Annotated in this window: 14 protein-coding genes and 1 tRNA gene; 3 read left to right on the top strand and 12 right to left on the bottom strand. The window is 53.9% G+C overall.

The features are described from left to right. Positions 1–45: 45 nt before the first annotated feature. A tRNA-Tyr gene (locus RGQ30_RS14395) sits at positions 46–131 on the bottom strand. Between the two features lie 50 nt (positions 132–181). On the opposite strand from RGQ30_RS14395, the gene RGQ30_RS14400 reads away from it, so the two are divergent. Next, complete coding sequence (locus RGQ30_RS14400; RefSeq protein ID WP_130557568.1) at positions 182–1,405, top strand: AmpG family muropeptide MFS transporter; 1,224 nt, start codon at positions 182–184, stop codon at positions 1,403–1,405. Here the strand turns inward: RGQ30_RS14400 and RGQ30_RS14405 are convergent. Next, a complete protein-coding gene (locus RGQ30_RS14405; protein ID WP_130557567.1) occupies positions 1,355–2,377 on the bottom strand; it encodes an AraC family transcriptional regulator in 1,023 nt (340 codons plus the stop codon). The two genes, RGQ30_RS14400 and RGQ30_RS14405, sit on opposite strands and share 51 nt — an antisense overlap. A 107-nt stretch (positions 2,378–2,484) precedes the next feature. Here RGQ30_RS14405 and RGQ30_RS14410 point away from each other — a divergent pair, with 107 nt between their 5' ends. Together RGQ30_RS14410 and RGQ30_RS14415 are read left to right on the top strand one after the other, a co-directional pair. Further along, positions 2,485–3,381 carry an alpha/beta fold hydrolase gene (locus RGQ30_RS14410; RefSeq protein WP_130557566.1) on the top strand — a complete coding sequence of 299 codons (897 nt, stop codon included), beginning with the start codon at positions 2,485–2,487 and terminating at the stop codon, positions 3,379–3,381. 19 nt (positions 3,382–3,400) lie between these two features. Further along, positions 3,401–4,222, top strand: a complete 822-nt coding sequence (locus RGQ30_RS14415) for an SDR family NAD(P)-dependent oxidoreductase (RefSeq protein WP_130557565.1) — start codon at positions 3,401–3,403, stop codon at positions 4,220–4,222. On the opposite strand, the gene glmS is transcribed toward RGQ30_RS14415, so the two are convergent. The 10 genes from glmS to RGQ30_RS14465 all read right to left on the bottom strand — a co-directional run bounded on the left by glmS (position 4,209) and on the right by RGQ30_RS14465 (position 14,591). Continuing rightward, the gene (gene glmS / locus RGQ30_RS14420; RefSeq protein WP_130557564.1) at positions 4,209–6,050 is read right to left on the bottom strand and encodes a glutamine--fructose-6-phosphate transaminase (isomerizing); all 1,842 of its coding nucleotides are present in this window, start codon (positions 6,048–6,050) and stop codon (positions 4,209–4,211) included. The two genes, RGQ30_RS14415 and glmS, sit on opposite strands and share 14 nt — an antisense overlap. 17 nt (positions 6,051–6,067) lie before the next feature. Continuing rightward, positions 6,068–7,435 (bottom strand): bifunctional UDP-N-acetylglucosamine diphosphorylase/glucosamine-1-phosphate N-acetyltransferase GlmU, encoded by a 1,368-nt coding sequence (gene glmU / locus RGQ30_RS14425; protein ID WP_130557563.1) that lies wholly within the window; start codon positions 7,433–7,435, stop codon positions 6,068–6,070. 15 nt (positions 7,436–7,450) lie between these two features. Then, the gene (locus tag RGQ30_RS14430; RefSeq protein WP_130557562.1) at positions 7,451–8,722 is read right to left on the bottom strand and encodes an FIST signal transduction protein; all 1,272 of its coding nucleotides are present in this window, start codon (positions 8,720–8,722) and stop codon (positions 7,451–7,453) included. Next, positions 8,723–9,361, bottom strand: coding sequence for a PhaM family polyhydroxyalkanoate granule multifunctional regulatory protein (locus RGQ30_RS14435; protein ID WP_130557561.1), 639 nt, complete (start codon positions 9,359–9,361; stop codon positions 8,723–8,725). 44 nt (positions 9,362–9,405) lie between these two features. Then, positions 9,406–10,293 (bottom strand): acetylglutamate kinase, encoded by an 888-nt coding sequence (argB, locus tag RGQ30_RS14440; protein WP_130557560.1) that lies wholly within the window; start codon positions 10,291–10,293, stop codon positions 9,406–9,408. A gap of 88 nt (positions 10,294–10,381) precedes the next feature. Continuing rightward, the gene (hslU, locus tag RGQ30_RS14445; RefSeq protein WP_130557559.1) at positions 10,382–11,716 is read right to left on the bottom strand and encodes an ATP-dependent protease ATPase subunit HslU; all 1,335 of its coding nucleotides are present in this window, start codon (positions 11,714–11,716) and stop codon (positions 10,382–10,384) included. Between the two features lie 5 nt (positions 11,717–11,721). Then, positions 11,722–12,282: an ATP-dependent protease subunit HslV gene (gene hslV / locus RGQ30_RS14450; protein WP_130557558.1), complete on the bottom strand. Its 561-nt coding sequence runs from the start codon at positions 12,280–12,282 to the stop codon at positions 11,722–11,724. Between the two features lie 58 nt (positions 12,283–12,340). Then, positions 12,341–13,348, bottom strand: a complete 1,008-nt coding sequence (locus RGQ30_RS14455; protein WP_130557557.1) for a septal ring lytic transglycosylase RlpA family protein — start codon at positions 13,346–13,348, stop codon at positions 12,341–12,343. A gap of 17 nt (positions 13,349–13,365) precedes the next feature. Continuing rightward, positions 13,366–14,007 carry a thiol:disulfide interchange protein DsbA/DsbL gene (locus RGQ30_RS14460; protein ID WP_130557556.1) on the bottom strand — a complete coding sequence of 214 codons (642 nt, stop codon included), beginning with the start codon at positions 14,005–14,007 and terminating at the stop codon, positions 13,366–13,368. Positions 14,008–14,012: 5 nt separating this feature from the next. Next, on the bottom strand, positions 14,013–14,591 hold the full coding sequence (locus RGQ30_RS14465; protein ID WP_130557555.1) for an SPOR domain-containing protein: 579 nt from the start codon (positions 14,589–14,591) through the stop codon (positions 14,013–14,015). Positions 14,592–14,757 lie beyond the last annotated feature (166 nt).

The raw sequence follows: 14,757 nt of genomic DNA on the forward strand, positions 1-14,757 counted from the left end.
TCCGCCCCTTTTCAGGGGCGCACTCGGTTAAACTGCTTGAATTCTTGGTGGAGAGAGTTGGATTCGAACCAACGTAGGCGTAAGCCAACAGATTTACAGTCTGCCCCCTTTAGCCACTCGGGCATCTCTCCAAAAGAGAACCCCGGATTATGGATACTTTTTTAGACAACGTCAACACCTTATGCCCTCTTTCCGCTTTATTTGTTTATTAATTCTTGGTTTTTCGAGCGGTCTGCCCCTTGCCCTCACAGGAAGTACCCTTCAAGCGTGGCTTGCAGTCGAGAATGTGGATATAAAAACAATCGGTCTTTATGCGGTGGTTGGATTTCCCTACACCTACAAATTTCTTTGGTCGCCCTTTCTCGATTACTTGAAACCCGGCTTTTTTGATCAGCGACGGGGATGGATTGCGCTGATGCAACTGGCCTGCGCAGCCCTGATTGCAACAATGGCCTTTGTGGATGTTCACTCTGCGTGGACAGTGGCGGCAGTTGCGGTGGCAATTGCCTTTTGCTCGTCAACCCAGGACATGGCAATTGATGCGTACAGAACCGACTTGCTGCCCGCCCAGGAACGTGGCTTGGGCGCGGCGTACTACGTGACAGGCTATCGGGTGGCCATGCTGGTGTCCGGGGGACTGGCCCTGATTCTGGCCGGTGAAGTGCTTGGGTGGGCTGGCACCTACCTGCTGATGGCTGCTTTGATTGCTGCCTGTGCGGTGATCACGGCATTCAGCCCCTCGGCCGATACGCCGGAAGACGAATTGCGCCGCGAAAGCAAACGTCAACTGTTTGGCATCGTGAAAGAATCGGCACGCAATTTCCTGAGCAAAGAGGCGGCTATCTGGATCCTTTTGCTGATTGTGCTTTACAAAGTGGGCGATGCCTTTGCAGGTTCGTTGACTACTGCGTTTTTGCTGAAAGGGCTCGGATTCACCTTGACCGAAGTGGGCGCTGTGAACAAGACGGTCAGCCTGATTGCAACCTTGATGGGAGCATTTTTGGGTGGTGCGCTGATGACTCGCATGGGGCTTTATGGGTCGTTGATGCTGTTCGGCGCCTTGCAAGCCATATCGAATTTGTCGTTCTGGTTGCTGTCGGTGATGGAACCCGATATATGGGCCATGGGGGGCGCAGTATTTGTCGAGAATTTGTGCGGAGGCATGGGTACCGCGGCCTTTGTGGGACTGCTGACAAGCCTCTGCAGCAAAGAATTTTCGGCCACGCAGTACGCCCTGCTTTCCTCGTTGGCCGCCATGGGCCGGGTCTACCTGGCGGCACCAGCCGGCTTTGTGGTGGATGCGTATGGATGGAGCAACTTCTTCATATTTTCCACCTTCGCGGCACTCCCAGGTTTAGTAGCCCTTTATCTGCTTAGGTCGAGCATCCAGAAACTGGCGAGGTGAGCAACCGTGCCACTTCTGAAATGCATGGATGAACGCTGAAGGTGAGGAGTATCCGAGTCTTGCGGAGACCTCGGACACACTCAACCCAGTTGACGTTAACAGTTCCTCTGCCATGGTTTGACGCACTTCAGTGAGCAAATCGCGGTAACTGGTGCCTTCATCGGTCAGGCGCCTTCGCAAGGTTCGCTCGGTCATGAAGTGATCAGTGGCAATTTGCTGCAGGCTGGGCGAGGATGAAATGTCTGCAAGCAGCTTGTTGCGCAACCAGGCGGAAACACCGCCCCGCTGCATGCGCCGCGACAACAGATTCTCTAACTGGGTTTCACAAAATTTGGTGCTTGTTTCGTTGGATTTGGGCAATGAAAGGCCCAACCATTGCTCGTCGAAAACAGCCCGGTTATGGGGCGCATTGAACTGAGGCGTGCAACCAAACATCGCTTCATACTGGGATAATGGCGCACAGGGCAGATGCGTGAATTCCATGGCACGCAAGGGCAGGCTGACACCGAAAAGCTCCCGCTGCAGCACCTGGATGGCGGCACTGTCGCGCTCGGCGACGAAAGAACGCACAACCGGCGGCAAATGATCCACTGTCAGAATGATTGCTGCAGTGCCGTCGGATTCTTTCAACTCGACCCTTGCAAAGGCAAACGTGAGATCAAGGTAACGCAAACCCAATTCCACCGCCTGCCGAAATGTCGGACTGGTGATCAACGCATAACCCCAGATACCGTAGGTGGTGAGATGGTATTCAGCACCGGCCATCAGCGCCAGACCTGGCACCTTGCCATGCAAGCGAACCAGATTGTGAATCACTTGCAATTCCTGATCTGGATTGATTTCCAGGTGCGGGTCGTCCAACTGAGCCGGCAAAATCGAGGAGCCAGTCAACAAGGCATTGAGTGGGGAGCCCAGCCGGATACCAAGCTCACAGAGAATTTTGACGCTGGCTACAGTTCGACGGGCAGGCATGGCGAAATGGATTTGTCCGAAAATATCAACAAACCCGATTGTAATCAAGTTCCTGGAAAGTTTGTGTACTCCTAAACTGTGATGAAACAAAACATTGGAGACAAAGCTTGAATACTTTGCTGAAGGAGTTTGGCCTTGCCGGACCAGACAAGCTAACTTTGCGCGACAAGTACAGCTTGAGCACGTCAGTTTTTGTTCAATGCATGGGAATTGATGTGCATGTGAGCATTGAAGGCAGCGGGCCCGATGTGGTGATGATTCACGGATTTGCGGCGAGTTTGCACACTTGGGACGAGACCGCAAAACAACTGAGCAAACAGTTTCGGGTCATTCGATTTGACTTGCCCCCGTTTGGACTCACCGGCCCTGTGCTGGATGAGCAAGGTTTTGCGCGGAAGATGGATGTTGCGTTTTACCAGCAATTTGTAGATGCCCTGCTGGATGAACTGAACATCAAAAAGTGTGTGATGGTTGGCAATTCATTTGGCGGCTTTTTGAGCTGGGATCAAGCCCAGCGCCATCCTGAAAGGGTCAGGGGACTCATAATTTCCGATGCAGTTGGATATCAGCAGCCGCTGCCGGTTTACATTCGGCTGTTTACGTTCAAAACAATTGCCTGGCTGACACGCTATACGATTCCAGCATTTCTGTTGCGAATGGCGGTTCGCGATGTGTACGGGGACAAGACAAAGATAAAGAAAGAGGTAATGAACCGCTACCTCGAATTGTTCATGCACAAACCCAACCGAAGCGCCGTCGGCCAGATGGTTGGCGTATTCACGGATGGCGAATTGGGCGCGGAAAGGCTCGTCGATGTTCAAGCCAAAACACTGATTGTGTGGGGTGACAAGGATCGCTGGGTCAGTATCGACATGGCGAGCCGTTTCCACCGGGACATGCCCAATTCGGAACTGAAAATTTACCGGGGTGTGGGTCATATCCCGATGGAAGAAACGCCGGAAAGATTCGCAATCGACTGCATCACATTCATTGAAACTCTTTGAACAACAGGATTGATAGACCATGAAGAACAAGGTGGTATTTGTGACAGGTGGCGCGCGCGGCTTGGGCGCGGGTTTGGCTGCACGGGTGGTAAGCAACGGCGGCAAGGCCTTTGTTGTCGACCTGAATGCAGAAGCTGTTTTTGAGCAAGGCGAGTTGCTGGGCGGTGATTCGATTGCCGGCTGCCAGGCCAATGTTTGTAAACCTGCAGACCTTGAATTGGCGATGGCGGAATGCAAGGAACGATTTGGCCGCATCGATGTAATTGTGGCCAACGCCGGCATCTTGAAAATGGGCTCAATTGAGCACATGAACCCGGCAGATTTTGATGCTGTGATGCAGGTGAATGTGCACGGTGTGTTCAACACCATCCGCGCTGGCATTCCTTACCTAAGGGAGACCCGGGGCTATTTGCAGATCATTTCTTCCCTTGCTGCAGCCATTCACACACCGCTGATGGGGCACTATGCCGCCTCTAAGGCTGCTGTGGAGGCACTGGCGGATGTTGCCCGGCAGGAACTGGCTTCGGACGGGATCGATGTGGGCTGTGTACACCCTACCTTCACCAACACAGCCATGATTCAGGAAGTGAATGCGGGCGTGTTGTGGGGCGGGCACAAAGGTGCCTTTGGCGCAGTAGAGCCGGAACAGGTCATCGCCTCCATGTACCGTGGAATTGAGAAGCGCCAACGCAAGATTATTGCGCCAAAAACAATTGCACCACTGGTTTTGGCACCCGGCCTGTTTCACCGGGTGGCTGAAGGTTTAAGCCGACTGCAAGGCTCGGAAAAAGCCCTGAAAAAATTCAAGGCCGATGAACAGGAGTCAGTTATTCGACCGTAACCGACTTGGCCAGGTTGCGCGGTTTGTCCACATCCGTTCCCTTGACCAAGGCGACATGGTAGGACAGCAACTGTAGAGGCAGGGTGTGCAGAATCGGGGACAAATGCCCGGCGTGATCAAGCAGGTTGATCACGTGCACACCATCCACTTCTTCAATTTTGGTGTCACGGTCGGCGAATATGTAAAGCTCGCCACCGCGTGCGCGCACTTCCTGAAGATTTGATTTCAACTTTTCAATCAGGGTGTCTTTGGGTGCCACGGCCACAACCGGCATGTCCGCATCCACCAAGGCCAGAGGACCATGCTTGAGCTCGCCGGCGGCATACGCTTCAGCGTGAATATAGCTGATCTCCTTGAGCTTCAAGGCGCCTTCCATGGCGATGGGGTAATGCACACCACGACCCAGGAAAAGGGCATGGCGCTTTTCTGCGAAGCTGGCTGCAAGCGCCTTGATTTCGGGCTCAAGCGCCAGAATGTTCTGCATCGCGGAGGGCAGGTGACGCAACTGGGTAAGAAGCGTTTTCTCCTGATCTTCAGAAAGTTTCCCCCGCAATTTGGCCATGACCATGGTGAAGGTGAACAGGGCTGCGAGTTGGGTGGTAAAGGCCTTGGTAGACGCAACGCCGATTTCGGGACCTGCGCGGGTCAGGAAGCGAAGGTTGCTGGCGCGTATCAACGCAGATTCGGGTACGTTGCAAATGGAGAGTGCATTAACCATGCCTTGAGACTTGGCATGCTCAAGTGCAGCCAGCGTATCGGCGGTTTCGCCTGACTGGGAAATGGTGATCACCAGTGTATTGGGCAGACTGACGCTGGTCCGGTAACGGTATTCGCTAGCGATTTCCACGCTGGTGGGCAAAGCTGCAATGGACTCTAGCCAATAACGTGCCACCAAGGCGGCGTGGTAGCTGGTGCCACAGGCCAGGATCAGTACTTGTTGAATGCCGGGCAAAACACCGCCGGCTTGCGCACCAAACAGCTCGGGCTTCACCGCAGAGGCGTTGCTGACCATTTCAAGGGTGGCCGCAATGGCCCCCGGTTGTTCATAGATTTCTTTTTGCATGTAATGGGCGTAAGGGCCCAATTCCACTGCATCGGCTGACAACTGGCTTTCGATGATTTCGCGCTCAACCTGCATGCCCTCGCCGTCAAAAAACGACACACCTGACGTTTCCAACAAAACCACGTCGCGCTCTTCAAGGTAGGTAATCAGCTTGGTGTGGGCCACCAGAGCAGACGCATCGGATGCAAGAAAGAACTCCCCGTCACCGTGCCCTACCAACAGGGGCGCTCCTTTCTTGGAGGCCACCAAAGTCAGGGGTGCCGTGTTACAAATCGCGGCAATTGCAAAAGCACCTTCCAGCAGTTTTACCGTGGCTTGTACGGCAGCCAACAATGGCAGACCTTGGACCAGGTGCTTATGGGCCAGGTGAGCAATCACCTCCGTGTCGGTGTCCGACTGAAACACGTAACCTTCCGCGGTGAGTGATTTGCGGAGTTCTTCGTGGTTTTCGATAATGCCGTTGTGCACCACGCTGACAGAAATGCCCCGCCCTTCGCTGACATGTGGGTGGGCATTGCGCTCACTGGGCACCCCATGGGTAGCCCACCGGGTGTGGGCGATGCCCATGCGGGCGGTCAGGGCTTTGGTGGTGGCGTCGAGTTCGACAACACGACCTACGCTGCGTGCACGGTGAATGGACCGGTCAACGTCAGACTGAATGGCCAAACCGGCAGAGTCGTATCCGCGGTATTCGAGTTTTTTTAAGCCATCAATCAGCACGGGCACGCTGTTGGTTTTTGAGAGTACACCGACAATTCCACACATGATGAACAGTAGTCCTTTTATTTTTTTGTTGATTTGACCGGGCGCTTCCAGCCCTCGATCGTGATTTGCTTGGAACGGGACACGGTGAGGGCACCCGCTGGAGCGTCCTTGGTCAAAGTGGTACCAGCCCCCAGGGTGGCGCCTTTCTTCACGGTGACGGGTGCAACCAGTTGCGTGTCGGAACCAATGAATACATCGTCCTCAATCACCGTGAGGTGTTTGTTTGCACCATCGTAATTGCAGGTGATGGTTCCCGCCCCCACATTGACCCGTTCGCCAATTTCGGCATCACCAATGTAGGCCAAGTGATTGGCTTTGGATTGCCGGGCAATGCTTGCATTTTTGACTTCGACAAAATTGCCGATGTGCACTTCATCACCCAGTTTTGCACCGGGACGAAGCCTGGCGTAAGGGCCAATGACGGCGTTTTCGCCCACTGTGGCATCGGCGAGGTGCGAATAAGCTTCGACCCGAGTACCTGCAGCAATGGATACATTGTTCAGCACACAATAAGGCCCGATGGACACCCCATCCCCCAAAGTAACTTGACCTTGAAATACACAACCGACATCAATGACTACATCGGCGCCACACTGCACCGTGCCACGAAGGTCAATGCGAGCAGGATCAAGGAGCTGGACGCCTTCAGCCATCAGTTTTTCAGCCTGATGCAACTGCCAGACGCGCTCAAGTTCGGCTTGCTGAACTCTGGAATTCACACCAGACACTTCCCAGCCATACCCAGCCTGCGCTGTGCGCACCAGCAAACCGTCTGCGTGTGCCATCGCGATGATGTCGGTGAGGTAATACTCACCTTGCGCATTGCTGTTACCCAGCTTGCCAACCCAGTTTTTCAGATCAGAGGTGGGGCAGGCCAGAATACCGGTATTGATCTCGGTGATTGCTTGCTGCTCAGCAGTTGCGTCCTTCTGTTCGACAATGCCAATGACCGCGCCGTCGCTGTCGCGAAGAATGCGGCCATAACCCTGGGGGTTGGCCATGCTCAAGGTCAGCAACCCGACCTGGCCCTGAAGTGCAGCTTGAACCAGCGGCTGCAGGGATTCAAATTGAATCAGAGGTACATCACCATACAGAATAAGGGTAACTGGGTGGTCCGCCAGGGAATCGATTGCACAACGCACCGCATGGCCAGTACCAAGCTGTTCGGACTGAAGAGCAAAACGAATGGCCTCACTGTCCGAAAGATGACGCCGAACTTCTTCGGCACCATGCCCAACCACCACTACAATGTTGGGGTCTGCAAATTGCGAGGATGTATCCAGCACACGGCTCAGCATGGATTGACCGCCCACGGCATGAAGCACTTTGGGCAAGGCAGATTTCATCCGGGTGCCTTTGCCAGCAGCAAGTATCAGGATATTCATGTCAAATAATTTAATTTAGAAAAACAAAGCCAATACACCTGTGTAGCCATACAAGGCACCCCTAAAAATTTCTCCATTGGCTGAAAAGCCAATGAGGGGAATGTCACCCAATTGCTCGCGAACAATTTGCTGTTCCACGCCCTGTAACCCGAAAAGCGAAGCACCACGGCCATTGCAGGCAATGTACACCGCACCACGTGGTTTGCGTCGAGAATGTATTCCAGAAAACCCGGCAGCCTGCAGTTCATTCAGCCTGGGCGCGGGCGCGTCCAGATCCTCGCGCAATTCTGCGCACATGCGGGTGAGATCAACCCGGGCCGAGTTTTCATCCCTTGTACAGAAAGAGAGCCTGTCGCCGAGCTTGAAGTCTTCGGCCACCGCCAGGGATTTCTTGTTGGGATCCATACCAACGACGGGGCGAACCTTGAGTTGATGGGCTTCAGAACGACCTGCGGCGTACCCTTTAAGGATTGCGGATTCTGCCAAAGCCCGGTCAGTCAGGCCAACAAACAATCCATGTGCAAACCGTTTGGCCAATACATCGGCGGCGTGATCTGCAGAATTCGATTCATCGGTATCGGGTTGTAGACCCAAGTCAGTTAGCAGTACGTCGAGTGCGGGCAAACCATCCAACTCTTCAACAAAGTTGCCGCGCAAAGCCGTTATTTCATGTTCCACACCGACCACCTGAACCCCCTGTGTCATGCGAACCTCAAGGGGCAAACCGCTGGCGAATACCACGCCGGACACTCCGCCGGACAATGGTTCAATGGCCACATGCGTGTGCGCACTACCTGCACTGACCAGCCCACCAAAAACCTGGTTGCTGCTGACTTTCAGGGACAGGTCTTCAAGCAAGTCGTCAATATCTTCTGTCAGCGGATCCACGTGGATAAGTGCTGAAGCCATGACATCACGACCCGAGGCATTGACCGTACCCGGCTTGGGAAGGGGCACTTTTCCTGAGAAAACCCTGGCAGAATCAGCGGGAAACTCCATCAGCATGGCTGCGATGGCTGGCTCCTGATAATACTCAACACCGCTACTGCACACACCCGGGGCGATACCGCCAACCCAGTCCTTGTAACCGGTGCGCTGGCGCAAGCCCTGCAAGATCAGGGGCATGGAGGGTGCAAAAGCCTCGGTAACGTAGATCAGCCCCAGCTTTTGGGGCCGGGTAATGTCCGCTGCGAACTGCTCAAGCTGCATTTGGCCTTCAAGCTGCACCAACACGAGTTCAAGTGCTTCTCTCCAGTTGGGATGTGTGGCATGGCCAAAACGAAACATCTAAGTCCTTGAACGGGTTGTGCGAGTCGTCTTGGCGGCGCTGGCGGATTTTTTGACGGCGGAGGTTGACCGCTTGGTTTTGGGTTTTGACGCAGTCTCGCCTGGCTCGGCATTGGCCACAGCAGCTGCAGCCACTTTGTTGAACTGCTCTTGCAACAGCCCCCACCAGGCCGTGGCATTGGTCACGATTGCATTCGATGTTTCCTGGGCGGCAGCAGCGGACTCACTGGAAGCGGATGATTCGGGTTCAGGGTCGGGTGTTTTGGTGGTCACTGGCTCAACCCGAGGTACTGGAGGCGGCGCTACTGCAGCCTGCATGGCCTTTCGAATAAACTCGTCATTCAGGGTTGGAGGGGTATCGCCGGCGCGTTCTGCGCCCAAACCGATGTTGGAACTGAAAGACTTGATGGTGGCGATGGTGCCACGTTGAACCTCAAGCCCCTGAATGGTAGCGCGGAGCATGCTGAGATTCACATTCAGCCACTGCTCAACTGCCTTCAAATCGGAGATTCGCTTGTCGAGCTCGTCGAGGTCGGTGGTGGGATTCATGACACTGGGAATGGGCAGACTGCCCCAGATTTTCTTGAAAAAATCAAACCCATCCGTCACAGACAAATTCGGCATTCTTTTGTTCGACATGTCTCCCCCTGGGATGTGGCGCCCTTGTGGGCGCCTTTTTGAAATCAGTGGCTGCGAATCATGGTCCCAACGCCTTGGTCAGTGAGGATTTCAAGTAACAGGCAGTGCGGTATGCGACCGTCAACCACGTGGACTGAGTTTACTCCGCTTTTTGCTGCCTCAATGGCGGATGAAATTTTAGGCAGCATGCCGCCAGAAATTGTTCCATCGGCAAACAGCTCGTCAATGCGCTTGGCCGTAAGCCCAGTGAGCAATTGTCCATTTTTATCGAGTACGCCAGGGGTGTTGGTCATCATGATCAGCTTTTCAGCTTTCAGGACTTCAGCTATTTTGCCAGCAACCAGATCGGCATTGATGTTGTAGGCATGCCCGTCATCGCCAAATCCGATTGGAGAAATGACAGGAATAAAGGCATCGTCTTGCAGCGCTTTGACAATGGCTGGTTCAATTGAGGCAATTTCACCCACAAAACCGATGTCGTGAAACTTGCCTGGCTCGTGCTGGTCTGCCAGTTTCATTTTGCGGGCCTGGATCAAGGCACCGTCCTTGCCGGTCAAACCCACCGCTTTGCCGCCATGTTCATTGATCATCATCACGATGTCCTGTTGAACCTGACCACCGAGTACCCATTCCACCACTTCCATGGTTTCTTCGTCGGTAACACGCATGCCCTGAATGAAGGTGCCCTGCTTGCCCACACGGCGCAAGGCCTCGTCAATTTGAGGGCCGCCGCCATGGACGACGATCGGGTTAATACCGACCAGCTTGAGCAGCACCACGTCGTGCGCGAAAGATTTTTGCAGGCTGACATCGGTCATGGCGTTGCCACCGTATTTCACCACCACGGTTTTCCCGTGAAAACGGCGAATGTAAGGCAGCGCCTCAGACAAAACCTTGGCTTTGATGGCGGGGGTAAGAATGTCAGCGGTCATGAAACTATCCGGGTAGAAATGGGTTCGAGATTGCATTTTAAAGCCAATCTACCCGGACAAATGAAATTGCAACGCCGATCTACAGATTCTAGAGAATGAATTGCGCCAGATCTTCAGACTTGGCGGCTTCTCCCAGCCTTGAATCCACAAAGTCGGCTGTAATTTCAACGGACTGGGGCTGACCGTTGGCCTGAAAAGCCACCTCTTCCAGCAGGCGCTCCATCACGGTGTAAAGGCGACGTGCACCAATGTTCTCCGTCTTTTCGTTCACCGTGAATGCGATTTCAGCCAATCGCCGAACCCCTTCATCGGTGAATACCAACTCCACACCGTCTGTCGCCAACAGGGCTTTGTATTGCTCCGTCAAGCAGGCATCAGTACTGGTGAGGATGCGCTGGAAGTCTTCCACCGTCAGCGACTCAAGTTCAACCCGAATTGGAAAACGCCCCTGCAATTCGGGGATGAGATCTGACGGACGGGACAAATGAAACGCCCCACTGGCGACGAACAGGATGTGATCCGTCTTGATCATGCCGTATTTGGTGTTGACCGTGGTGCCCTCGACCAATGGCAAAAGATCGCGCTGCACACCTTGACGAGACACATCGGTGCCCCGGCCGTCCGCCTTGGTGGCAATTTTGTCAATTTCATCGAGAAACACAATACCGTCCTGCTCAACCCTGGCAATGGCTTGGGCACGAACCTCTTCTTCATTGACCCGCTTTGCGGCCTCTTCGTCCTGAATTGCTTTAAGCGCTTCGGACACTTTCAGTTTGCGCAGTTTCTTCTTGCCGCCCGAGATGTTTTGAAACATGGATTGCAATTGGCCTGTGAGCTCTTCCATACCGGGGGGACCAACCACATCCAGCGATGGTGGCGCAGCGGCCACTTCAATTTCGATTTCCTTGTCATCGAGCTCACCGGCAAACAGTTTCTCGCGAAAACGGATGCGGGTTCGGTTTTCCTCTGTGGGTGCAGCCGATTGTTCAGTGAAACCGAAATCGCGGGCTGGCGGCAGGAGTGCATCAAGTACACGGTCAAACGCAGCCGACTTGGCCTCTTCGAGCACGCCGACCTGCGCTTCTTCACGCACCTGCTTGAGTGCGATTTCAATCAGATCGCGAATGATGGTGTCCACATCGCGCCCGACATAGCCAACTTCGGTGAATTTTGTCGCTTCAATCTTGATGAATGGTGCGTTGGCCAATTTGGCCAGACGGCGCGCTATTTCAGTTTTGCCGACACCGGTCGGGCCAATCATGAGTATGTTTTTGGGCGTAATTTCCTGTCGCAAAGGCATGGGCACCTGCATGCGACGCCACCGGTTGCGCAGGGCCACGGCCACAGCGCGTTTCGCGGCGTCCTGACCAACGATATTTTTGTTGAGTTCTTCAACAATATTTGAGGGAGTCAATGGTTTCATGAACGTTACTCTTTCGAAGAAGATGCAGGCGCACCTAACACTTCAATGGTGTGATGCTGATTGGTGTAAATACACAGCTCACCTGCGATCGTCAGGGACTTCTTGACGATTTCCTCGGGCGACAGGTTGGTGTTCTCCAGCAGTGCCTTGGCTGCAGAGTGAGCGTAGGACCCACCACTACCAATGGCCACCAGCCCTTGTTCTGGCTCAAGTACGTCGCCATTACCAGTAATGATCAGGGAATGATTTTCGTCTGCCACAGCCAGCATGGCCTCAAGCCGACGCAACATTCTGTCGGTACGCCATTCTTTGGCCAGTTCAACAGCCGCGCGCAACAAATGGCCAGAATGTTTTTCCAGTTGAGCCTCAAAATGCTCAAACAGGGTGAAAGCGTCTGCGGTGCCCCCGGCAAACCCGGCCAAGATCTTGTTGTGATGCAGGCGACGAACCTTGCGGGCTGAGCCTTTGACAACAATGTGACCCAAGGTGACTTGACCGTCACCTCCCAGTGCCACGTGGTTGCCTCGCCGAACCGACAATATGGTGGTGCCGTGATATTGCTCCATGCCTATCCTTTCAGAAATGTGGCGCGTTTCAAACGCGTGTGGAGAGATATGGGGACGATCAGGGCAGGATCAAGTCTTGTTTGATGACAGGCTGAACCTCGACGAAGGCACTGAGTTCAATGGCTGCTTCATTGGCTTGGTCGATATTGGCAAAAGGGCCGACCAGTACCCGATGGATGCCAGACTCGGAGAGAATCTGGCTGGCTTTGCCAAAACTTTCATGGCTGCTGACAACCCGACCGACCAGGGCCTCGGCATTGCTCTTGTTGCCGAATGCACCTATTTGCAGGTAAAGCGGCGTTCGACTGACAGGTGCCAGTGCCGAAGGCTTTGCCATACTGACCTGTTCAACCGAAGCACTGCGCGCAACAGCACGCCCACCGTTTCTTTCGGCGTGGTACTGCGCAATCGCATCGGGGGTCATTTTTTCAACCATCACCTCAGCGCTGCCGTGCTTGATATAGTCCAACTGAAAAGCAGCGGCGTAGCTGAGATCAATAATGCGCCCCCGCAAAAATGGCCCTCTGTCGTTGACACGGACAATCACAGACTTGCCGTTGGACAGGTTGGTGACCTTCGCATAACTGGGCAAAGGCAAAGTGGGATGCGCTGCGGTCATCTGGTGCATGTCGTAGATTTCGCCGTTTGCCGTTTTGGCACCGTGAAACTTTTTGCCGTACCAACTCGCCCGGCCTTTTTGTTGATAGGGCTCTTCCAGAGATGTCTGTGGAGTAAAGCTTTGTCCCATCACAGTATAGGGACGGGTGTTTCGAATGGCGATCGGTTCCAGCTGAGGTTGTGCTGAGGGCAATTCATCGAGATTGGCTGGGCGCAGATCACCCGGGCCATCATCCAGGTAGTAGCCGCCCCCCTGTGGGGCGGGTTCCCAGTTTTCATGCTTGACCGGCTCTGGAGGCTGCGGCTTGACTACCGGGGCTTTGCTGACCTGAACAGTAGGCGGACCAGGCTGATCCAAGGGAACGCTGGAACAGGCGGCCACTACACCAAGTAAGGGTAAAAACAAGACTGCCTGAATACCCCTGAACGTTCCGACCCATGCCAGCATACTGATCCCCCGTGTCGTTAAGCTTGACGCTGTCGCTTGATCAGGGCTTCGGCCACCCGAATCGCGTTGTCTTCAGAACCGGCAATAGAGGCCGAGGTGAAGAACTTGCCATCTACACCAAGGGTTGGGACCCCGTCGGCACCATAGGACTCAAACAGGGCCTTGGCCTGAGCACATTTTGCATTCACACCAAAAGACTTGAACACATTGGCGAACTCTTCACGCTTCAGACCGATTGATTCGGCAAAGTCAAAAATTTGTGCATCATCCGCCAGCAATTTCTTGTCTTTGTGCATGGCTTCAAACACTTTACTGTGCGCCTGATCCAGTTTACCCATGGCTTCCAACGTGTAATACAAGCGCTGATGCCCCTGAAAGTTAACCCGTTGACTTTGAAACACGATGGGTACCTTGTTGAAGATCACATCGCTTGGCAACTTTTTGTGCCAGGCATTGACCTTGGGCTCGAAGTTGTAGCAGTGAATGCAACCGTACCAAAAAAACTCGACAACATCAATTTTGCCTGGTGTAGAGCGTGGCACCTCTTTACGGACTTTGCGGAACGCACCCGAATCCTGGGCAATTGCGGGGGACATGCCACCCAGCAGACTGGTTACACCAAGTGCCGCTGCACCTTGAATCAATTCACGACGTTTCATTGTATTTACTCCTTGACCACGGTGGCCTCGAACCCGCCTTTGGTGAGAGGGATTCGGGCCTGATAGGCTTCATTCGCACTGCCAAATGGCCCAACACGAACGCGATTTACTACATTTCCGTTGACTTCTCCAACGGAAATTTCGGATTCAGTACCAACAAAAGCGAGCTGCGCACGCAATTGCTCGGCGTCTTCACGATTGCGAAAACTTCCAACCTGCAAAAAGTAGATCGTTTGCGCAACGGGTTCAGCTTGCGTGGTTGGAGCGGTTTCGGCTGGCTGAGGTTCCGTGCCTTGCTGAAAAGGGTCGGTGGTGACCACTGAAGGCTGGTTGGCATTGGCCTTGTTGTAAATGGCCGAATTGGGGTCGGGCGCATTGTTGCCAGGACCAGGCGAAACGTTTGGAACGGCACCTTGCGTTTCCGCTCCGGAGAATGGCAACTGTGACTTGCTGACAAACAGGGCCACAGCCAAGGCAATGACCAGACCAAAAACCATGCCAAATACGAAGGCCGGGACGGTGTTCCCTAGGGATTTCTGTGCCTTGGGTTTTGCTTTGGATTTCGCCGATTTGGATTGTGACATTGGGGTTTGAACCTGTCCTGAATAATCTGACTCTAAATTATGCCCCAAGGCGACGGGGAGATGCGGCGCAAACGCGCAAGCCGACAATCGGGATTGAACACATGCTGTAAAGTGTAGCCTACCGGGGTAAAAGCCCGAAATTTGCTTGAAAATCAGTCATAAAAAG

Origin of the sequence: Limnobacter thiooxidans (assembly GCF_036323495.1) — a bacterium.
Taxonomy (GTDB): domain Bacteria; phylum Pseudomonadota; class Gammaproteobacteria; order Burkholderiales; family Burkholderiaceae_B; genus Limnobacter; species Limnobacter thiooxidans.

Bases quoted from the DNA above. Each gene is read 5' to 3' on its own strand.
- RGQ30_RS14455 (WP_130557557.1), bottom strand. From the start codon at position 13,348: ATGCTGGCATGGGTCGGAACGTTCAGGGGTATTCAGGCAGTCTTGTTT.
- glmS (WP_130557564.1), bottom strand. From the start codon at position 6,050: ATGTGTGGAATTGTCGGTGTACTCTCAAAAACCAACAGCGTGCCCGTG.
- RGQ30_RS14460 (WP_130557556.1), bottom strand. From the start codon at position 14,007: ATGAAACGTCGTGAATTGATTCAAGGTGCAGCGGCACTTGGTGTAACC.
- hslV (WP_130557558.1), bottom strand. From the start codon at position 12,282: ATGGAGCAATATCACGGCACCACCATATTGTCGGTTCGGCGAGGCAAC.
- RGQ30_RS14415 (WP_130557565.1), top strand. From the start codon at position 3,401: ATGAAGAACAAGGTGGTATTTGTGACAGGTGGCGCGCGCGGCTTGGGC.
- RGQ30_RS14435 (WP_130557561.1), bottom strand. From the start codon at position 9,361: ATGTCGAACAAAAGAATGCCGAATTTGTCTGTGACGGATGGGTTTGAT.
- RGQ30_RS14405 (WP_130557567.1), bottom strand. From the start codon at position 2,377: ATGCCTGCCCGTCGAACTGTAGCCAGCGTCAAAATTCTCTGTGAGCTT.
- RGQ30_RS14400 (WP_130557568.1), top strand. From the start codon at position 182: ATGCCCTCTTTCCGCTTTATTTGTTTATTAATTCTTGGTTTTTCGAGC.
- hslU (WP_130557559.1), bottom strand. From the start codon at position 11,716: ATGAAACCATTGACTCCCTCAAATATTGTTGAAGAACTCAACAAAAAT.
- glmU (WP_130557563.1), bottom strand. From the start codon at position 7,435: ATGAATATCCTGATACTTGCTGCTGGCAAAGGCACCCGGATGAAATCT.
- RGQ30_RS14465 (WP_130557555.1), bottom strand. From the start codon at position 14,591: ATGTCACAATCCAAATCGGCGAAATCCAAAGCAAAACCCAAGGCACAG.
- argB (WP_130557560.1), bottom strand. From the start codon at position 10,293: ATGACCGCTGACATTCTTACCCCCGCCATCAAAGCCAAGGTTTTGTCT.
- RGQ30_RS14430 (WP_130557562.1), bottom strand. From the start codon at position 8,722: ATGTTTCGTTTTGGCCATGCCACACATCCCAACTGGAGAGAAGCACTT.